Origin of the sequence: Motilibacter rhizosphaerae (assembly GCF_004216915.1) — a bacterium.
Taxonomy (GTDB): Bacteria; Actinomycetota; Actinomycetes; order Motilibacterales; family Motilibacteraceae; genus Motilibacter; species Motilibacter rhizosphaerae.
The window spans coordinates 493,925-513,556 of sequence record NZ_SGXD01000002.1 but is presented as its reverse complement, the minus strand read 5'-3'; the positions used below and the strand labels follow the sequence as shown (position 1 = coordinate 513,556).

The 19,632-nt window shown below is 74.6% G+C and carries 16 protein-coding genes; 9 read left to right on the top strand and 7 right to left on the bottom strand.

The genetic code is table 11. From position 1 onward, the window contains the following. Positions 1-20: 20 nt before the first annotated feature. Positions 21-1,580 carry a glycoside hydrolase family 13 protein gene (locus EV189_RS07905; protein WP_130492376.1) on the bottom strand — a complete coding sequence of 520 codons (1,560 nt, stop codon included), beginning with the start codon at positions 1,578-1,580 and terminating at the stop codon, positions 21-23. A 30-nt stretch (positions 1,581-1,610) separates the two neighbouring features. Next, positions 1,611-2,027, bottom strand: coding sequence for a globin (locus EV189_RS07900; protein WP_130492375.1), 417 nt, complete (start codon positions 2,025-2,027; stop codon positions 1,611-1,613). A 51-nt stretch (positions 2,028-2,078) separates the two neighbouring features. Between EV189_RS07900 and EV189_RS07895 the strand changes: the two genes are divergently transcribed. Then, positions 2,079-2,504: an OsmC family protein gene (locus tag EV189_RS07895; protein ID WP_130492374.1), complete on the top strand. Its 426-nt coding sequence runs from the start codon at positions 2,079-2,081 to the stop codon at positions 2,502-2,504. Between the two features lie 64 nt (positions 2,505-2,568). On the opposite strand, the gene EV189_RS07890 is transcribed toward EV189_RS07895, so the two are convergent. Continuing rightward, positions 2,569-4,122 (bottom strand): SDR family oxidoreductase, encoded by a 1,554-nt coding sequence (locus tag EV189_RS07890; protein ID WP_231116174.1) that lies wholly within the window; start codon positions 4,120-4,122, stop codon positions 2,569-2,571. A 68-nt stretch (positions 4,123-4,190) separates the two neighbouring features. Between EV189_RS07890 and EV189_RS07885 the strand changes: the two genes are divergently transcribed. Together EV189_RS07885 and EV189_RS07880 are read left to right on the top strand one after the other, a co-directional pair. Next, entirely contained in the window at positions 4,191-5,429 is a 1,239-nt protein-coding gene (locus EV189_RS07885) for an MFS transporter (RefSeq protein WP_130492372.1), read from the top strand. Positions 5,430-5,529: 100 nt separating this feature from the next. Beyond that, positions 5,530-7,608 carry a phosphocholine-specific phospholipase C gene (locus EV189_RS07880; protein WP_130492371.1) on the top strand — a complete coding sequence of 693 codons (2,079 nt, stop codon included), beginning with the start codon at positions 5,530-5,532 and terminating at the stop codon, positions 7,606-7,608. A gap of 7 nt (positions 7,609-7,615) precedes the next feature. On the opposite strand, the gene EV189_RS07875 is transcribed toward EV189_RS07880, so the two are convergent. Beyond that, positions 7,616-9,718: a prolyl oligopeptidase family serine peptidase gene (locus EV189_RS07875; protein WP_130492370.1), complete on the bottom strand. Its 2,103-nt coding sequence runs from the start codon at positions 9,716-9,718 to the stop codon at positions 7,616-7,618. A gap of 180 nt (positions 9,719-9,898) precedes the next feature. Here EV189_RS07875 and EV189_RS07870 point away from each other — a divergent pair, with 180 nt between their 5' ends. The 4 genes from EV189_RS07870 to EV189_RS07855 are packed head-to-tail and all read left to right on the top strand — an operon-like array spanning position 9,899 to position 13,360. After that, entirely contained in the window at positions 9,899-10,429 is a 531-nt protein-coding gene (locus EV189_RS07870) for an HNH endonuclease (protein WP_130492369.1), read from the top strand. Between the two features lie 55 nt (positions 10,430-10,484). Further along, complete coding sequence (gene malQ, locus EV189_RS07865) at positions 10,485-12,617, top strand: 4-alpha-glucanotransferase (protein ID WP_130492368.1); 2,133 nt, start codon at positions 10,485-10,487, stop codon at positions 12,615-12,617. A 10-nt stretch (positions 12,618-12,627) separates the two neighbouring features. After that, complete coding sequence (locus tag EV189_RS20615) at positions 12,628-12,999, top strand: hypothetical protein (protein ID WP_231116173.1); 372 nt, start codon at positions 12,628-12,630, stop codon at positions 12,997-12,999. Further along, positions 12,986-13,360, top strand: a complete 375-nt coding sequence (locus EV189_RS07855; RefSeq protein ID WP_130492939.1) for a DUF5130 family protein — start codon at positions 12,986-12,988, stop codon at positions 13,358-13,360. The genes EV189_RS20615 and EV189_RS07855 overlap by 14 nt, the downstream gene beginning before the upstream one ends. A 22-nt stretch (positions 13,361-13,382) precedes the next feature. On the opposite strand, the gene EV189_RS07850 is transcribed toward EV189_RS07855, so the two are convergent. Together EV189_RS07850 and EV189_RS07845 are read right to left on the bottom strand one after the other, a co-directional pair. Then, positions 13,383-14,006, bottom strand: coding sequence for a PadR family transcriptional regulator (locus EV189_RS07850; RefSeq protein WP_130492367.1), 624 nt, complete (start codon positions 14,004-14,006; stop codon positions 13,383-13,385). 68 nt (positions 14,007-14,074) lie between these two features. Continuing rightward, entirely contained in the window at positions 14,075-15,130 is a 1,056-nt protein-coding gene (locus tag EV189_RS07845) for a LacI family DNA-binding transcriptional regulator (RefSeq protein ID WP_231116172.1), read from the bottom strand. A gap of 16 nt (positions 15,131-15,146) precedes the next feature. Here EV189_RS07845 and EV189_RS07840 point away from each other — a divergent pair, with 16 nt between their 5' ends. Further along, positions 15,147-16,316 carry an MFS transporter gene (locus EV189_RS07840; RefSeq protein WP_165400190.1) on the top strand — a complete coding sequence of 390 codons (1,170 nt, stop codon included), beginning with the start codon at positions 15,147-15,149 and terminating at the stop codon, positions 16,314-16,316. On the opposite strand, the gene pepN is transcribed toward EV189_RS07840, so the two are convergent. Beyond that, a complete protein-coding gene (gene pepN, locus EV189_RS07835) occupies positions 16,313-18,862 on the bottom strand; it encodes an aminopeptidase N (protein ID WP_130492364.1) in 2,550 nt (849 codons plus the stop codon). The two genes, EV189_RS07840 and pepN, sit on opposite strands and share 4 nt — an antisense overlap. 144 nt (positions 18,863-19,006) lie before the next feature. On the opposite strand from pepN, the gene EV189_RS07830 reads away from it, so the two are divergent. Then, a complete protein-coding gene (locus EV189_RS07830; protein ID WP_130492363.1) occupies positions 19,007-19,624 on the top strand; it encodes a mycothiol-dependent nitroreductase Rv2466c family protein in 618 nt (205 codons plus the stop codon). The last annotated feature ends 8 nt before the right edge of the window (positions 19,625-19,632 follow it).

The window sequence follows — 19,632 nt, the reverse complement described above, 5'->3', positions numbered from 1 at the left end:
CGGCCGAGGGCGCCGGCGGCTCAGTCGACGGCGTACCAGACGGCCGTCGCGCCGGGCAGCACGCCGTCGTCGGGCAGCTCGCCGCTCGCGAGCAGCACCCGGCCGGCGACCGGCGCGGGGGCGGGGGAGTCGCCCGTGTTGAGCGCGCAGACGAGGCCCGGCTCGCGCCGGAACGCGAGCACGCCGGGCGCCGCGTCGAGCCACTCGAGCGTCCCCTCGCCGAGCGCGGGGTGCTCCTTGCGCAGCCGCAGCGCGCGCCGGTAGAACGCGAGCGTCGAGCCCGGGTCGGCCTCCTGCGCCTCGACCGTGAGCGGCGCCCAGGACGCGGGCTGCGGCAGCCACGGCTCGCCGCCGAAGCCGAAGGGCGGCTCCTTCCCGGACCACGGCAGCGGCACGCGGCAGCCGTCACGGCCGACCTCCTCGCCGCCCGTGCGCGCGAACGTCGGGTCCTGGCGCAGCTCGTCGGGGAGGTCCTGCACCTCCTCGAGGCCGAGCTCCTCGCCCTGGTAGACGTACGCGCCGCCGGGCAGCGCGAGCATGAGCTGCGTCAGTGCGCGGGCGCGCGCGAGGCCGGGGGCACCGCCGCCGAGCCGCGTCGGGTGCCGGACGACGTCGTGGTTGGACAGCACCCAGGTCGCCGGCGCGCCGACCTCCTCCAGCGCCGCCAGGCTGTCGTCCACGACGCGGCGCAGGTCCTCCGCGGTGAACGGCGCGAGCAGGAAGCCGAAGCCGAAGGCCGTGTGCAGCTCGTCGGCGCGCAGGTAGAGCGCGAGCCGCTCCGGCGAGGCGACCCACGCCTCGGCGACGAACGTCCGGTCGCCGGCGTACGCGTCGAGCACCTGCCGCCAGCCGCGGTAGACCTCGTGGACCTCGTCGAGGTCCCAGTGGGGGTGGCCGAACGGCGCGGGCCCGGCGGTGGGGAAGCGGCCGGCGAGGTCGGGCATCGCCGGGTCCTTGGCGAGCCCGTGCGCGACGTCGATGCGGAAGCCGTCGACGCCGCGGTCGAGCCAGAAGCGCAGGACGTCGTGGAACTCCTCGACCACCTCGGGGTTGGTCCAGTCGAGGTCGGGCTGGGTGCTGTCGAACAGGTGGAGGTACCACTGGCCGTCCGGGACGCGGGTCCACGCCGGGCCGCCGAAGACGGACGTCCAGTCGTTGGGCGGCTGCGCGCCGTCCTCGCCGCGGCCCTCGCGGAACAGGTAGCGGGCGCGCTCGCGGCTGCCGGGCGCCGCGGCGAGCGCCGCCCGGAACCACGCGTGCTCGCTCGAGGTGTGGTTGGGCACGAGGTCGACGAGCACCTTGAGCCCGCGCGCGTGCGCCTCCTGCAGCAGCCTGTCGGCGTCGGCGAGCGTGCCGAAGCGCGGGTCGACGTCGCGGTAGTCGGAGACGTCGTAGCCCGCGTCGTTCTGCGGGGAGGGGTAGAACGGGTTGAGCCAGATCGCGTCGACGCCGAGGTCGCGGACGTGGTCGAGGTGGGCGATGACGCCGCCGAGGTCGCCGAGCCCGTCGCCGTCGCTGTCGGCGAAGCTGCGCGGGTAGACCTGGTAGATCACGGCGTCACGCCACCACGGGGAAGTCACCCCCGCATGCTCGCACGCACCGCTGCGCCCTCAGGCGAGCGGGAGCCCGCGCTCGGGAGCCGCGTTGACCATGCTCTGCGCCGCCATCACCAGGTACGCCCACAGCTCGCGCTCCGCCTCCGGCTCGAGGTCGAGCTCGTCGACGGCGTCGCGCATGTGGCGCAGCCAGGCGTCGCGCTCGCGCTCCCCGATGGACCAGCCGCCGTGGCGCATCCGCAGCCGCGGGTGCCCGCGCTGGTCGGAGTAGGTGCGCGGGCCGCCCCAGTACTGCTCGAGGAACATCCGCAGCCGCACCTCGGCCGGCCCGAGGTCCTCCTCGGGGTAGAGCGGGCGCAGCACCGGGTCGTCGGCCACCCCGGCGTAGAAGCGGGCCACGAGGCGGCGGAAGGTCTCGCCGCCGCCCACCCGCTCGTAGAACGTCGGGCTGCTGTCGCCGGTCGTGCTCACGTCACCTATGGTCGCAGGAGAAGCAGTGATCACCGTCAGGGAGGAACCCGCATGGCCACCACCCGCGTCGCCAACGCCCACTGGGAGGGCTCGCTCATGGAGGGCCAGGGCGAGGTCTCGCTCGACTCCTCCGGCATCGGCGAGTTCCCGGTCAACTGGCCTGCGCGCTCGGCAGAGCCGAACGGCGTGACGAGCCCCGAGGAGCTCATCGCGGCGGCCCACTCGACGTGCTACTCGATGGCGCTCTCGCACGGGCTCGCCCAGGCCGGGACCCCGCCGCAGACCGTGGACACCAAGGCCGAGGTGACCTTCCAGCCCGGCACCGGGATCACCGGCATCCACCTCACCGTCCGCGCGACGGTGCCCGGCCTCACCGCCGAGCAGTTCGAGGAGGCGGCCCAGTCCGCCAAGGAGGGGTGTCCTGTCAGCAAGGCCCTCGCCGGCACGACGATCACGCTCGACGCCGCCCTGTCCTGACCCCCAACGTCGTGTGCCTGGTTCGCGCTAGGACGCCGAACCAGGCCCACGACGTCGGGGACCGTCAGCGGCGCGGGTCGCCCAGCGCGTCGAGGGCCCGCACGTCGACCGACGAGGGGTCGTCGTGGTCCCGCTCGAGCCGCTCGGCCGCCTTCGCGATGTTGCGCTGCATCTCGCCGAAGATCACGCCGTGGAAGGGCCAGACCGACCACCAGTAGAGCCGGCCGGAGAGCCCCTGCGGGCGGAAGACCGCCCGCTGGTGGAAGAGCGTCGCGCCGCTGCCGGCCTTGCGCACCCGCAGCTCGAGCCAGGCCAGCCCGGGCAGCCGCATCTCGGCGCGCAGCCGCAGCAGCTCGCCCTCCTCGACCGCCTCGACCCGCCAGAAGTCGAGCGCGTCGCCCACGTGGACGTCGTCGGGGTCCGTACGCCCGCGCCGCAGGCCCGGCCCGCCGACGAGCCGGTCCATGAGCCCGCGCACCCGCCAGGCGAACGGGAACGAGTACCACCCGCGCTTGCCGCCGATGCCCTCGAGCACCCGCCACAGTGCCTCGGGCGAGGCGCGGACGAGCCGCTCGCGCTCGTCGACGTACAGGTCGCCGCCGGCCCACGTCGGGTCGGTCGGCAGCGGGTCGCTCGGCGCGCCGGGCATCGAGGCCGAGGACCAGTACGTCGGCACGCTCATCTCGCGCACCCGGGCCAGGGCGAGGCCGACGGCGTCGTCGAAGCCGAGCAGGCCCTCGGGCGGGTCCGGCACGTACTGCGCGATGTCGTGCTCGCGGCAGACCACGGTGTTGCGCAGCGACTCGACGAGCGGGCGCGCGATGGAGTTCGGCACCGGCGTGACCACGCCGACCCAGTGGCTCGACAGCGACGGCGAGAGCACCGGCGTCTTCAGCAGCCTCCGCCGGGGGAGCCCGGAGACGAGCGCGAAGCGGTGCATCATCTCGGCGTAGGTCAGCACGTCGGGGCCGCCGATGTCGAAGGCCCGGTTGACCTCCGGCGGGAGCTGGGCGGCGCCGACGAGGTAGCGGAGCACGTCGCGCACGGCGATGGGCTGGATCCGCGTGTTGACCCACTTCGGCGTCACCATCACCGGCAGCCGCTCGGTGAGGTGGCGCAGCATCTCGAACGAAGCAGACCCCGAGCCGAGGATGACCGCGGCCTGCAGGACCGCCGTCGGCACGCCGGAGGCCAGCAGGATGAAGCCGACCTCGGCTCGGGAGCGCAGGTGCGGCGAGAGGTCCTCGTCGCGGGGCAGCAGGCCGCCCAGGTAGACGATCCGCCCGACGTGCTCCGCGCGCGCGGCGGCGGCGAAGGTCAGGGCGTGGGACCGGTCCGTGGTCTCGAAGCTGCGGCCGGTGCCGAGCGAGTGCACGAGGTAGTACGCCACCTCGACCCCGGCGAGCGCCGCGCGCAGGGACCGGTCGTCGGCCATGTCGCCGCGTGCGGTCTCGACCTGCTCGGCCCACGGGTAGCGCTCGATCTTGCCGGGGTCGCGCACGAGGACGCGGACGCGGTGCCCGGCGGCGAGCAGCTCCGGCACGAGCCGACCGCCGATGTAGCCGGTCGCCCCCGTCACCAGGCACAGCCGGCTGCCGGGGCCCTGCTCGTCCGTCATGCCGCCCATGATCCGCCCCCGGGGAAACGGATGCACGTCGAGCCGCGCCGCTGTGTGAGCATGGACGGATGTCCGCGGTCGGCCTGAAGGGCTACGTCGAGGTCCTCCGCCACCGGGAGGCGCTGCTGCCGTTCGTGCTCTCGCTGCTGGCCCGGCTGTCGTACGCGCTGGTGCCGCTGAGCGCCGTCCTCCTCGTGCAGCAGGTCCGCGGGTCGTACGGCGATGCCGGTCTCGTCACCTCGACGTACGGCCTCGGCACCGCCGTCGGTGCCCCCGTCCTCGGCCGCGCGCTCGACCGCGTCGGGCACCTGCGGGTCCTCGTCCCGGCCTCGCTCGGCTGCGGCGCCCTGCTCCTCGCGCTCGCCCTGCTGGCCGCGGCCGACGCGCCGCTCGGCGTGCTCGTAGCCCTCTCGACCGGGGCCGGCGTGCTGTTCCCGCCCATCGGCCCCGCGATGCGCGAGGCGTGGCGGCAGGTGTTCCCCGACGGGCCCCTCCGCCGCGGCGGGTACGCGCTGGACGCCGTCGCCGTCGAGACCATCTTCATCGGCGGCCCGCTGCTGCTCTCCGTGCTCGTCGTGACCACGCCCGCGGCGTTCCCGCTCGCCGCGGCCGCGGTCGCGCTCGCCGGAGGGACCACGGCGTTCGCCCTGACGCGGGCGTCGCGCTCGGTGGAGCCGCACGAGGACCACGCCGACGGGACGTCGCGGGGGCAGCGCAGCGCCGCGCTCTCCCCGGGGATGCCGCTGCTGCTGCTGGCGGGCTTCTGCCTCGCGGTCGCCTTCGGCTCGATCGACACCTCGCTGGCGGCGACCGCGCGCAGCGTGCTCCACGACCAGACGAAGCTGGGCATCCTGTTCACCGCGATCGCGGGGGGCAGCACGATCGGCGGCCTCGTCTACGGCGCGCGAGCCTCGCACGTGCCCGGCCAGGAGCAGCGCCGGATGCCCTGGACGCTCGCGACCTTCAGCCTCGGGCTGCTGCCCCTGCCGTTCCTCCTCCGGCTGGACCCGCCACCGCTGCTCGGCGTGCTGCCGCTGCTGCTCCTCGCCGGGCTCTCCATCTCGCCGACGATCCTCATGCAGCTCAACCTCATCGACCGGCTCTGCCCGCCGCAGCAGGTCAACGAGGGGCAGAGCTGGCACACGACCGCCGTGACGACGGGGGCTGCGGCGGGTGCTGGGCTCGCGGGCGTCCTCATCGACCGCATCGGCGTCCCCGCGTCGTTCGCGGACGCCGTCGTGGCGACGGCGGTCGGTGCACTGGTCGCCTGGCTGGCCCAGCCGTTGTGGCGCAAGGAAGCGCTCTGAGCCCTGCCCGCGGACGTTCACCTGCCGTTCCGGCCCGCGTCTCCTCGCGCCCCTAGCGTCGGCTCCGTCCCCGACGGCGCTGACACGAAGGCAGACCAGGATGTCCACGGACCGCCGCACGTTCCTCAAGATGCTCGGACTGCCTGCTGCTGCGGCAGTCCTGCCAGGCTTCGACATGCAGAAGGCGCTGGCCATCGAGGCCGACGTGCGTCACGGCAGCATCGAGGACGTCGACCACGTCATCGTCCTCATGCAGGAGAACCGGTCCTTCGACCACTACTTCGGCTCGCTGCGCGGCGTACGCGGCTTCGCGGATCCGCGCCCGGTGCGCCTGCCGTCGGGCAAGTCCGTGTGGCACCAGCCGGACGGCGACGGTGAGCTGCTCCCGTTCCGCCCGCCCGTCCAGGACCTGGGCCAGACCTTCCTGCCGGACCCGCCGCACGGCTGGAACGACACGCACGCGGCGTGGAACGGCGGCCGCCACGACCAGTTCGTGCCCAACAAGGGCACCTCGGCGCTGACCTACCACACGCGGGCCGACCTGCCCTGGCAGTACGCCCTCGCCGACGCCTTCACCGTGTGCGACAACTACCACTGCTCGCTGCTCGGCCCGACCGACCCGAACCGCTACCACATGTGGACCGGGTGGGTCGGGAACGACGGCAAGGGCGGTGGACCGGTCATCACCAACGCCGAGGCCGGCTACGACTGGTCGACCTACCCGGAGCGGCTGCAGCGCGCGGGGATCAGCTGGAAGGTCTACCAGGACGTCGGCGAGGGGCTCGACGCCGCGGGCTCCTGGGGCTGGACCTCCGACCCCTTCATCGGCAACTACGGCGACAACTCGCTGCTCTACTTCCACCAGTACCAGGACGCCCAGCCCGGGAACCCGCTCGCGGACCGCGCCAAGACGGGCACGGACGTGAAGGCCGAGGACCGCGACCCGGAGCGGCTGCTGGACCAGTTCCGCGCCGATGTCGCGTCCGGGCAGCTGCCGCAGGTCTCGTGGATCGTCGCGCCCGAGGCGTACTCCGAGCACCCGAACTGGGAGCCCGACTTCGGCACGTGGTACGTCGCGCAGGTCCTGCAGATCCTCGCCGAGCACCCCGAGGTGTGGAGCCGGATGGCGCTGTTCATCACCTACGACGAGGAGGGCGGGTTCTTCGACCACCTCGTGCCGCCGACGCCGCCGACCTCCGCCGCGGACGGCATCTCCACCGTCCCGACGACCAACGAGGTCTACCCCGGCAGCGACGCGCACCCCGCCGGCCCGTACGGCCTGGGGATGCGGGTGCCGATGATCGTCGTGTCGCCGTGGACGCGCGGCGGCTACGTCGACTCCGAGCTGTTCGACCACACCTCGCTCATCCGCTTCCTCGAGAAGCGGTTCGGCGCCGGCAACCCCGACCTCGTCGAGAGCAACATCACCCCCTGGCGCCGCGCGGTCGTCGGTGACCTCACCTCGGCCTTCGACTTCGAGTCCCCCGGCACGACGACGGCGCTCGCCCTGCCGGAGACGGACTCGCTGAAGCCGCAGGACCTCACGCGCCAGCCGGACGAGGAGCTGACGAAGCCCGCCGACCAGCAGGTGCCGCCGCAGGAGCGCGGTGTGCGCCCGGCGCGGGCACTGCCCTACGAGGTCCACGCAGACGGCGTGGTCCGCGCCGGCGCCCTGCACCTCACGATCGCGAACACCGGCGACGCCGCGGTGGTGCTGCAGCTGCGCTCGGCGGACCCGGCGTCGCAGCCCCGGAGCTACACCGTCGGCGCTGGCCACGACGTGACCGACGTCGTCGCGCTGCCGACCGGCGACTACGACCTGGAGCTCCACGGCCCCAACGGGTTCTTCCGCTCCTGGCGCGGCGGGACCACGCCCGGCCGGCTCGCGGTGGCGGCCACCACGACCTACCACAAGCACAAGGTGCGCCTCGACGTGAGCAACCCCGGGTCCGAGCGGATCGACGTCACGCTGCGCGAGCGCTACACCGGTGAGACCACGCGGGTGTCCGTACGCCCCGGCGCCTCCCGCTCGGAGACCTGGTCGCTCGGCAGCAGCGGCGGCTGGTACGACGTCACCCTCACGGTCCAGCAGGACCCCGGCCTGGTCGTGGGCTACGCCGGCCACGTGGAGAGCGGGCGGCAGAGCATCTCCGACCCGCTGATGGGCGGCCTCGTCTGAGCAGCGCCTACAGCGGCAGCCCGGTGTGCGCGGCGAGAAAGACCGTCGTGTCCACGCTGAGCTCGATCGTGCGCGACAGCGAGCGCGAGCCGTGGCCGACGTCCTTCTCGCGCCGGACGAGCACCGGGCGGTCGCCGGAGGTCGCGTGCTGCAGCGCGGCCGCGAGCTTGCGGGCGTGCAGGGGGTCCACGCGCGTGTCGCCGTCGAAGACGGTGAACAGCGTGGCCGGGTAGTCCGTGCCGGCGACGACGTGGTGGTAGGGCGAGTACGACAGCAGCCAGCCGAGCTGCTCGGGGTCGGCGGCCGAGCCGTACTCCACCGCCCACGTCGCGCCGAGGCCGAACTGCTCGTAGCGCACCATGTCGAGCAGCGGCGCGCTGCAGACGGCCGCGGCGAACAGCTCGGGCCGCTGGGTCAGTGCGACCCCGACGAGCAGGCCGCCGTTGGAGCCACCGCTGATGCCGAGCTGCTGCGGCGTCGTCCACCCCTCGGCGACGAGCGTCTCCGCCGCGGCGTAGAAGTCGTCGTAGACGTTCTGCTTGCGCCCCAGCATCCCTGCGCGGTGCCACTCCTCGCCCTCCTCGCCGCCCCCGCGCAGGCAGGCGACGGCGTAGACCCCGCCGGCCTCGACCCACTGCAGGATCCCGGAGGAGTAGCCCGGGCCCATGGGGATGCCGAAACCGCCGTAGCCGTAGAGGATCGTGGGTCGCGGCTGGTCGGGAGCGGCGGTCGGTGAGAGCACGAACATGCGCACGGTCGTCCCGTCCTTGGACGAGAACTCCTCGAGCTGCACGGAGACCTCGGGCACCTCGACGCTGCCTGGAGGGGTCGCGTAGAGCGACACCTCGCCGGTGCGGGCGTCGTAGTGGTAGACCGACGACGGCGTCACGTGGTCGGTGTAGCCGAACCACACCTCGTGCCCGCCCTCGGGATGCGCTGAGAGGCCACCGATCGAGCCCACGCCAGGCAGGTCCACCGACCCGCGGCGCTCGCCGGTGGCGAGGTCGTGGACGGAGACCTCGGAGACCGTGTGCCGCGTCCAGGAGCAGAGCAGCAGCGGGGCGTCGCCGAGCTCCGGGCCGTCGAGCAGCGCGTAGCCGTCGAGGACGGCCTCGGGATCCTCGGGGACGAGGTCGCGCCAGGACGCGTACGCGAGGTCGTCGGGTGAGGTCACGCAGACCCGTCCGCGCGGGGCGTCGCGGTCGGTGAAGACGTAGACCCGGCCGTCCCGCCCCACGTGCAGGCCGGTCTGGGCGTCGACGCCGACCTGCACCTCGCGCAGCGCGGGCGACTCCAGCGGAGAGGAGGAGAGGTCGGCGATCCAGAGGTCGTTGCGGGGCGCCGTGCCCTCGGAGGCCGAGATGGTGAGCCAGCGGCCGTCCATGGAGACCGAGGCGCCGTAGTACTCCGTCTTCTCCCGCCCCTCGCCGAAGACGAGCACGTCCTCCTCGGGCGAGGTGCCGAGCCGGTGGAGCCAGACCCGCCGGTGGTACTGCGCCTCGTCGGCCGGGACGAGCGCGGGGTCCAGCCGGCGCACGTAGTAGAACGCCTCGCCGCCCGGCAGCCACGCGACGGGGGAGTAGCGGGCGCGGTCGATCGGCCCGTCGACGAGCTCACCGGTCGCGACGTCCAGCACGCGCAGCACCGACTCCTCCGTGCCGCCCTCCGAGAGCTGGTAGGCCAGCAGGTGGCCCTCCTTGCTCGGCTGCCACGAGTCGAGCGTCGTCAGCCCGGAGGGGTCGAGGGCGATGGGGTCGAGCAGCACCCGCTCGCTGCCGTCCGCCTCGCGCACCCACAGCACCGAGAGCTCCTGCTCCGCCGTGCGCCGCATGGAGAACCGCCGCTCGCCGCGGAGCGCGGGAGCCGAGACCGAGCCGGCGCCGAGCAGCTCGCGCAGCCGGGCGCGTACGCGGTCCCGACCGGGGAGCCCGTCGAGGTGGGCGCGGACGAGCGCGTCCTGCTCGCTCGACCAGGCCTCGACGGCCGCATCGGCTGCGTCCTCCAGCCAGCGGTACGGGTCCGCGACGTCGTACGCGGGGGCGGACTCCGGCAGCCGCTCGACGATGTCGAGGCGCGGGGCGTCGGGGTAGGGCGGGCGTCGGTCGGGCATGCCGCCGACCCTATGCGGCGGCCGGCCACGTCGCCCGGAGGCCGAGGGGCCGGGCAGCGGCCGTGTGAACGGTGTGTGACAGGAGCGCAATGTGGTGGTCAAACGGGCGTACCGGGCGCAGACTGGCCCTGCGCAGACCGACGCGAGCCACGCGCCGGCGAACACGCCCGGGAGGCTGGTATGGCGCACGCGCTCGTCCTCAACGCGAGCCTCGAGCCCCTCTGCGTCGTGCCGCTGCGCCGCGCCGTCGTCCTCGTGCTCAACCAGAAGGCCGTGGTCGTCGAGAGAGCCCCGGACCGCCTGCTGCACTCCGAGCGGACCACGATGGACGTCCCCGTCGTGGTCCGTCTCCGTTCCTACGTCCGGGTGCCCTACCGCCGCGGCGTGCCGCTGACCCGGCGCGCCGTCCTGGAGCGCGACGCGCACCGCTGCGCGTACTGCCCGAAGCGCGCCGACACCGTCGACCACGTGATCCCGCGCTCGCGCGGCGGCCAGCACGCGTGGACGAACGTCGTCGCCGCCTGCTGCCGGTGCAACCACCGCAAGGGCGACGCCCTGCTCGCCGACCTCGGCTGGGAGCTGCCGTTCACCCCGGGGGAGCCGCCGGCGAGCATCGCCCTGGTCGTCGGGTGGGGCCGCCGCGAGCCGCTCTGGGAGCCGTACCTCGCGCTGGCGGGCGTCGAGGGCGCGCCGACCGGGACAGCCGCATGATCACGCGGCGGCGCGCAGCGGTGTGACCCGGCGTGGGGTGGGCACGACGGCACGTGTGACAGGACTGCCCCCCGCGCTGGCCGAGCTCGCCTCGGCCTTCCACGTCTCCACGGAGTTCCACGACTGGCAGGGCCACCACCGCGAGGTGGACCCGGAGACGATCCGCGCGGTGCTGACCGCGCTCGGCGTCGACGCCTCCGACCCGGCCGCCGCCCTCGAGGAGCAGCAGCTCGCGCCGTGGCGCCGGGTGGTCCCCCCGTGCACCGTCGTCCGGCAGGGGACGCGCGCGGAGATCCCCGTGCACGTCCCGCACGGCAGCCCGGCGACCGTGTCGGTCGAGCTCGAGTCCGGGGGCCGGGTGGAGCTCGAGCAGGTCGAGCGCTGGGTGGAGCCGCGCACGGTCGACGGCGTCCAGACGGGCGAGGCGACGTTCCGTCTCCCCGAGGACCTGCCGCTCGGCTACCACCAGCTGGTCGCCGGCGGCGGGGCGCAGGGCGACGGCCTGCTCATCGTCACCCCCCGGCGGCTGGAGCTGCCCGAGCCGGGGACGCGGGCCTGGGGCTTCGCGACGCAGCTGTACTCCTCGCGCTCCGGCGCGTCGTGGGGCCTCGGCGACCTGCGCGACCTCGCCACGCTCGCCCGCTGGGCGGGGGAGCAGGGGGCGGACTACGTCCTCGTGAACCCGCTCCACGCCGCCGAGCCCGTCGAGCCGATGGAGCCCTCGCCCTACCTCCCGTCGACGCGCCGCTTCGTCAACCCCGTCTACCTGCGCGTCGAGGACGTCCCTGAGCTGGTCGCGCTCGGCGAGGAGGACCGCGCCCGGGTCGCCGCCCTGGGCGAGGAGCAGCGCGCCGCCTCGCGCACTCCGGACCCCATCGACCGCGACAGCGTGTGGGCCGCGAAGCGGGAGGCCCTCGGGCTGCTCCACGCGGTCGCGCGCGACGAGCGGCGGGAGGCGGCGTACCACGCGTTCCTCGCGCGCGAGGGCGGCGGCCTGGTCGACTTCGCCACCTGGTGCGCGCTGCTCGAGGAGCGGCGCGCGAGCTGGCAGGAGTGGCCGGAGGAGCTGCGCGACCCGCGCTCCCCGGCGGTCGAGGAGGCGCGGGCGCGGCTCGCCGACCGGGTCGACTTCTTCTCCTGGCTGCAGTGGCTGCTCGACGAGCAGATGACCGCGGCGCAGCAGGCCGCGACCGACGCCGGCATGCGGCTCGGGATCATGCACGACCTGGCCGTCGGCGTGCACCCGTCGAGCGCCGACGCGTGGGCGCTGCAGTCGGCGCTCGCCCAGGGGGTGAGCGTCGGAGCGCCGCCCGACGCGTACAACCAGCAGGGCCAGGACTGGTCGCAGCCGCCGTGGCGCCCGGACGTCCTCGTCGAGACGGGGTACGCCGCCTACCGCGCCATGCTGCGCACGATCCTGCGGCACTCCGGCGGCATCCGGGTCGACCACATCCTCGGGCTCTTCCGCCTGTGGTGGGTGCCGCAGGGCCAGCCGCCGACCGAGGGGACCTACGTCCGCTACGACCCCGAGGCCCTCGTCGGCATCCTCTGCCTCGAGGCCGCGCGGGCCGGGGCGGTCGTCGTGGGCGAGGACCTCGGCACGGTCGAGCCCGGCGTGCGCGAGTTCCTCTCCGACCGCGGCGTGCTCGGCACGTCCATCCTGTGGTTCGAGCGCGACTGGGACGCGGGCGTGCCGCTTCCGCCCGAGCGGTGGCGCGAGCTGTCGCTGGCCTCGGTGACCACCCACGACCTCCCGCCGACGGCGGGCTACCTCGCCGGCGAGCACATCCGCATCCGCGACGAGCTCGGGCTGCTGACCCGGCCGGTCGAGGAGGAGCGCGCCGCCGACGCCGCGGACCAGCGGTCGTGGGTGGAGTTCCTGCTGCAGCACGGGTTCCTGCGCCCCGAGGACGAGCACGACGAGCAGGCGGTCGTCGAGGCGCTGCACCGGCTCGTCTGCGCCTCTCCGGCGCGCCTCGTCTCGGTCGCCCTGCCCGACGCGGTGGGGGACCGCCGCGCGGTCAACCAGCCGGGGACGTTCCGGGAGTACCCCAACTGGCGCTTCCCGCTCTGCGACGGGTCCGGGCGCCCGGTGCTGCTCGAGGAGCTGGTCTCCGACGCCCGCGCGGAGTCGCTGGCCCGCGTGGTGCGCGACTCCCTCGCGCGGGCGGCGGCGGACCGTGGCTAGGCTGCGGGCTGTGACTCGCCGATCCGCGCTCTGGCGTCCGCGACTGGTCGCCCGGACGTACGCCGCCCTCCTGCCGCTGCTCGCTCTCACGGCCTCCCCGAGCGCCTACGCGTTGGGCAACCGCCGCTACGACGGCGACGACCCCGGCCCCGGCATCAGCGTGCTGGCCGGCGTGGCGATCTACATCGGCATCCCGCTGCTCGTCTCCGTCGTGGTGGCGGTGCTGACGTTCGCGCCCGGCGCGACCCGCGGCCCGCGCTACCGCCCGGGCGTCGGCTGGCGTGCTGCACCCGTGTGGTTCGGCGGGCCGTCCGCGGGCGCCGCCGCCGCCGACGACGCCCCGCGGGCCGAGGGGACGGGTGGCGTCAGTGCCGAGTGGTGAGGCGTTCAGCGACAAGCAGCAGGCGGCCATCGAGCGCGCGCGGGCCGAGGTCCGCGAGCGTGCCGGGCTCCACGTGAGCGTCTACGTCGGCGCGCTCGGCGCCCAGCCGCGGGCGCGGGCCGAGCAGCTGCTCGCCGGTCTCGGCGCCGCCGGTGCCGACGTCGCGCTCGTGGCCGTCGACCCCGCCGCGCGGCGGCTCGAGCTCGTCACCGGCGCCCGCGCCGCCCGCCGGCTCGACGAGCGCTCGGCGACGCTCGCCGCGCTGGCGATGACCTCGTCGTTCGGCAGCGGCGACCTCGCCGGCGGCATCGTCAACGGCATCCGCATGCTCGGCGAGCACGCGAGCGCGCTCAGCCGCTAGCCCCGCTGGTTCCACGACCGGGTCAGCCGTCGCCGTCGGCGAGCAGCAGGTAGAGCGCGCGCCGCGCCTCGGCGAGCGCCTTCGCGGCCGCCTCGAGCTGCGCGGCGCTCCCGCGGCTGCTGATCTGCCGCGCCGCGTGGTGGACGTCCTCCAGGATCCGGCGCAGGTCGGGGCGGTCGGCGTCGTCGCTCAGCGCGACGAACGGGTCCTCCAGGCCGGCGGCCTGCTCGCGCCCTGCGTCGGTCAGCGTGACCAGCTTGCGCCCGCCCTCCGAGCGGACCGTGACCAGCCCCTCGTCCTCGAGCTGGGCGAGGGTGGGGTACACCGCGCCGGGGCTCGGTCGCCAGGCGCCTCCGGTGCGCTCCGCCATGGCCTGCATGAGCTGGTAGCCGTGCATCGGCTCCTCGGCCAGCAGCAGCAGCGCCGCTGCACGGACGTCACCGCGCTGGGCGCGGCCGCGACCGCCGGGACCACGCCGGCCGGGGCCGCCGTGCCCGCCGCGCCGACCCCGCTCGTGCGGGTGCTCGTGCGGCGGCCCGTACGGGCTGAGTCCCTCGGGGTGGTGTCCCTCGGGGTGGTGCCCTTCGGGGTGGTGGTGGGGTCGTCTCGGCCCCCACGGGCCGTTCCAGGGGCTGTGCTCGCGCATCGCTCCTCCTCGTGTCGTCTGTTCTGACAACAGTCACGATATATCGCGAGTAGGACGAATGCAAGGGACTACCGCGTCGAGCCGCGCACCACGACGTGCCAGGCGTGCTCGACGAGCGGGTCGGCGGTGCGGCCGAGCACGAGCCGGGCGCACTCCGCGCCCTGGTCGCGCAGCGACTGGGCCACCGTCGTCAGCCCGGCCCGCGCAGCCTCGGGGCTGTCGTCCCAGCCGGTGAGGGCCACCTCGTCCGGCACCCGCAGCCCCGCCGCGGCCACGGCCCGCAGGGCACCGAGGGCGAGCTCGTCGCTCATCGCGGCGACGGCGTCGGGGCGGTCTCCCGCGGCGAGCAGCTCCGCGACGAACGCCTCGCCGACCTCCGTCGCGTTGTCCGGGCACACCGCGAGCCGCAGCTCCGCGGCCGGGCGACCCGCCGCGGTCCACGCAGCGCGCAGCCCCTCCCAGCGGTGCCGCGTGACCGGGTAGCGGACCTCGCCGACCTCGTCCGCCCGCAGCAGGAGCCGCTCGCGCTCGCGGTCGAGCGGGAACCCCAGCACGAGCGGGCGGCGCGAGCCCCGCCACGCCGTACGCCCCACCTCCTCCGCCGCCGCGCGGTCGTCGATGCCGATCACGGGGAGCCCGCGGGAGTGCGGGCCGTTGTGCACCACGGCGGGGAGCCCCGTGGCGGCCACGGCGTCGAGGACGGGGTCGTCGTCGCTGGTCGTCCACACGACGAGGCCGTCGACGACGGCGCGCGCGACGCGCTCGCGGTCGGAGTCGGCGCCCGTGATGGGCAGCAGCGTGAGCCCCACGCCCTCCTCCGCGCAGACGTCGGCGATGCCGGCGAGGAAGCGCGCGGCCTGCGGGTCGTCGAACGCGTAGCTCAGCCGCTCCCCGAGCACGACGCCGAGCGTGCCCACGCGGCCCCGGCGCAGCGAGCTCGCGGCGGGGTGCGGACCCGGGTACCCGAGCTGCTCGGCGGCGGCCCGTACCCGAGCGGCGGTCTCCGGTGAGACGCGCTCCGGCTGGGAGTAGGCGTACGACACCGTCATGACCGAGACGCCCGCGGCGCGCGCCACCTCGCGCATGGTCGGGCGCCGCGGGGACTCGCCAGGGGAGGGGGGCACGGCCTACAGTCTAGGTGTGTACCGGTACACAGCAGTCGAGGAACTCCCGACCTTCGTGCGGGACCGCCCCACCGTGCTCGCGTACGCGGCGCTGGCCTGCTGGACCACGTGGCTGTACGCGTTCGGCCCGGCGCTCGCTCTGCTCCGCCACGAGCTCGGCTTCTCCTACACGACGCTGGGGGCGTACTCGGCGCTGCTGTCGGGCGGCGCGGCCGTGGCCGGCGCCGGGTTCGCCGCGGTCGCGCGGCGCGTGGCGCGCGGCCCGCTGCTCTGGGGCTCCGCGCTCGGGACCTCCCTGGCGGCCGGGCTGTTCCTGCTCGGCCGCGGGATCGCAGTGACGATGGTCGGCGCAGGGCTGCTCGGGCTGGGCGGGACGGTGCTGCTGGCGACGCTGCAGGCGGTCCTCTCGGACGGCCACGGCGAGCGGCGGGAGCGCGCGCTGACCGAGGCCAACATCGGTGCCGCCGCCTCGGCCGTCCTGGCCCCCCTGGCGCTGGGCGCGTCAGCCGCCAGCGGCCTCGGCTGGCGGGCCGTGCTCGTGCTGCCGGCGGTGGGGTTCGGCGGCCTCTGGCTGCGCTACCGGCACGAGCCGCTCCCCGTGCCGGCCCGGAGCCCGGAGGCGCACAGCCGCGGCGGCATCCCGCTGGCCTGCGGGATGTTCGCCGTGCTCACCGCCATCACGGTCGCCGTCGAGTTCTGCCTGGTCTACTTCGGCCCGCAGCTGCTCGTCGGCACCGGCATGTCCGCCGCGGCCGCCGGGACCGCGCTGAGCAGCAACTACCTCGGCATCCTCGTCGGCCGGGTGGGCGGGGGCTGGCTCACGCGGGCCCCGGGACGCAGCGTCGTCCTGCTGCAGGCCTCCCTGGCGGTGACGGCCGCGGGCTTCGTCCTCTTCTGGCTCTCGGGCGCGCCCGTCCCGGCCGTCGTCGGGCTGTTCGTCGCCGGGGTCGGCGTCGCCAACCTCTACCCGCTCTCGCTGTCCCTCGTGCTCGGCGCCGCCGAGGGTCACGAGGACGTCGCCAACGCGCGCACGCAGCTCGCGGCCGGCGTCGTGTCGGCGGCCGCGCCGTACCTGCTCGGGAGCCTCGCCGACGCGTACGGGCTGCGCGCGGGCTTCGGCCTCGAGCCCGTGCTGCTCCTCGGCTGCCTCGTCCTCCTGCTGGCGGGGCTCCGCGCCCGCCGCTAGTCCTGCGCGTCGCGCTGCTGGGCGCGCAGCGCGCGGGCCACGCCGTCGCGCGACTCCAGCACGAGACGGCGCAGCGACGAGGGCGCCGCGGCGTGCTCGGCGAGCCAGGAGTCCGTGCGCGCCAGCAGCTCCGCGTCGGCGAGCAGCGTCGGGAACAGCCCGACGACGATCGACTGCGCGGTCTCGTTGGTGCGCGCCGCCCAGACCCGCTCGAGCGCGTCGAAGTAGCGCTCGGTGTACGGCGCGACGAGCTCCTCCTGGCCGGGCTCGGCGAACCCGCCGATCGTCGCGACCAGCAGGGAGTTCGGCAGGTCGTCGCGCTCGACGACCGACTCCCACGCCGCGGCCTTCGCCTCGGCGGTCGGCTGCGCGGCACGGGCGGCGGCGGCGTGCCGCTCGCCGGTCGCGGTGCGGTCGCGCACCAGCTCGGCGTCGACGGCCTCCGGCCCGCGCTCCCCGCCCGCGACGAGGCGGTGGAGCAGGTCCCAGCGCAGGTCGGTGTCGACCGCGAGCCCCTCGAGCTGGTGCGTGCCGTCGTAGAGCCCGGCGACGAACGCCAGCTGCTCCGGAGTGCGCGCCGCAGCCGCTGCTGCGCGGACGAGCTGCAGCTGCGCGTCGGACCCGGGCGCCGCCTGGCGGGCGAGGTTCTGCAGGCCGTCGGCGAGGACCTGCGCGGCCCGCTGGCGGAAGGAGGGCTCGACGTAGAGCCGGGCCACGACCTCCGCCTGGCGCAGGACCGTGCGCAGCATCGAGGAGTCGGTCTCGCTGCCGATGCCCTCGACGACGAGGCGGAGGTAGTCGCGCGGCCGCATCTCCGCGTCGCGGCACATGTCCCAGGCCGCCCCCCAGCACAGCGCGCGGGGCAGCGACGCGGCGACCTCGTCGATGTGCGCGACGAGGGTCTGCACGGACCGGTCGTCGAGGCGCACCTTCGCGAACGCCAGGTCCTCGTCGTTGAGCAGCAGGAGGTCCGGGCGCTTCTCGCCGAACAGCTCGGGCACGGGAGTGCTCGCGCCGTCGACGTCGACCTCGAGGTAGCGGCGGCGGGTGAGGCCCCCCTCGCCGAGGTCGTAGAGCCCGATGCCGAGCCGGTGCGGGCGCAGGGTCGGGTGCTGCTCCGGCACCTCCTGCAGCACGGAGAAGGAGGTGAACGTGTCGTCCGCCGCCGTGGTCAGCTCGGGCCGCAGGGTCGCGACGCCCGCCGTCTCCAGCCACAGTGCCGACCAGGTCGAGAGGTCGCGCCCGCTGGCCCGCTCGAGCTCGACGAGCAGGTCGTGCAGCGTGGTGTTGGCGTAGGCGTGGGTGGTGAAGTAGGTGCGGATGCCGCTGAAGAACGCCTCGCGCCCGACGTAGGCCACGAGCTGCTTGAGCACCGACGCGCCCTTGGCGTACGTGATGCCGTCGAAGTTGACCTCGACGTCCTCGAGGTCGTTGATCTCGGCGACGATCGGGTGGGTGCTCGGCAGCTGGTCCTGCCGGTAGGCCCAGGTCTTCTCCGTCGTGACGAACGTCGTCCACGCGTCGGTCCAGCTGGTGGCCTCAGCGGCGGCGACGTGCGAGACGAACTCGGCGAAGGACTCGTTGAGCCACAGGTCGTTCCACCACTTCATCGTCACGAGGTCGCCGAACCACATGTGGGCGAGCTCGTGGAGGATCGTGATGGCGCGGCGCTCGACCGACGCCTCGCTGACGCGGCTGCGGAAGACGTAGTCCTCGAGGATCGTCACGCATCCGGCGTTCTCCATGGCGCCGGCGTTGAACTCCGGCACGAAGAGCTGGTCGTACTTGTGGAACGGGTAGGCCAGGTCGAAGAGCTCCTCGTAGAAGTCGAAGCCCTGCTGGGTGATCCTCAGGATCTCCTCGGCGTCGAGGAACTCCGCGAGCGTCCGGCGGCAGTAGACGTTGGCGGGCACGGAGCCCTTGCGCGAGCCGACCTCGCCGCGCACCACGGCGTACGGACCGGCGACGAGCGCGGTGACGTAGGACGAGAGCCGCGAGGTCGGGGCGAACCGCCACACCGCGGCGCCGTCGGCGGCGGGCTCGGGCTCCGGCGTCGGGGAGACGCTGACGACCTGCCAGTGGGCAGGAGCCGTGACCGTCAGCTGGTACGTCGCCTTGAGGTCCGGCTGCTCGAAGACCGCGAACATGCGCCGCGAGTCGGCGACCTCGAACTGGGAGTAGAGGTAGGTCTCGCCGTCGACCGGGTCGACGAAGCGGTGCAGGCCCTCGCCGGTGCGCATGAAGGTGCAGTCGGCGACGACGCGCAGCTCGTTGTCCTCCGCCAGCCCCGGCAGGCGCAGCGTCGTGCCGTCGAACAGCGCCGCGGTGTCGAGCGGCGTGCCGTTGAGCACGGCCTCCTGGATGCCGTCGGCGACGAGGTCGATCCACGTCTCCGCGCCGGGCTCCGCGCAGCGGAAGCGCGCGAGGGTCGTCGAGCGGAAGGTCGCACCCGTGCCCGTCACGTCGAGCTCGATGGCGTAGGACTCGACGGAGAGCAGGGCGGCGCGGGCCGCCGTCTCCTCGCGGGTGAGGTTCATGCCGGGCATGGGCCGCATCCTCCCACGGAGCGCCTCCCGCTACCCGCTCCGAGGGTCGGTGCCGCCGCGGCGGGAAGAAACCCGGCGGCCGCCGTGCTGCCGCTCCAGGACGGGACCGCCCGTACGACGATCACGACGACGAGAGGGAGACGCATGACCGAGCGCACGAGTGCCGACTTCTGGTTCGACCCCATCTGCCCGTGGGCCTGGATGTCCTCCCGGTGGGTGCGGCAGGTCGAGCAGGTGCGCGACGTGGACGTGACCTTCCACGTCATGTCGCTCGCGTACCTCAACGACGGGCGCGAGGGCCTGCCGGACTTCTACAAGGACCAGCTGCCCAAGTGGTGGGGCCCCGTCCGCGTCGTGACCGCTGCCGAGGAGCAGCACGGCCAGGAGGTCGTGCTCCCGCTGTACGAGGCGCTCGGGCGGCGCATCCACAACGAGAAGCGCGGCACCGACGACCTGCCCTCGGTCATCGCCGAGGCGCTCGAGGAGGTCGGGCTCCCGGCGTCGCTGCTCGATGCCGCGACCAGCACGGACTACGACGAGGCGCTCAAGAAGAGCCACCACGCCGGCATGGACCAGGTCGGCATGGACGTCGGCACGCCCGTCATCAGCGTCGGCGGCGTCGCGTTCTTCGGCCCCGTCGTCTCCCCGGCCCCCAAGGGCGAGGACGCCGGCAAGCTGTGGGACGGCGTCCTGCTCGTCGCCGGCACCGACGGCTTCTTCGAGCTCAAGCGCACCCGGACCCGCGACCCGATCTTCGACTGAGGAGTGGT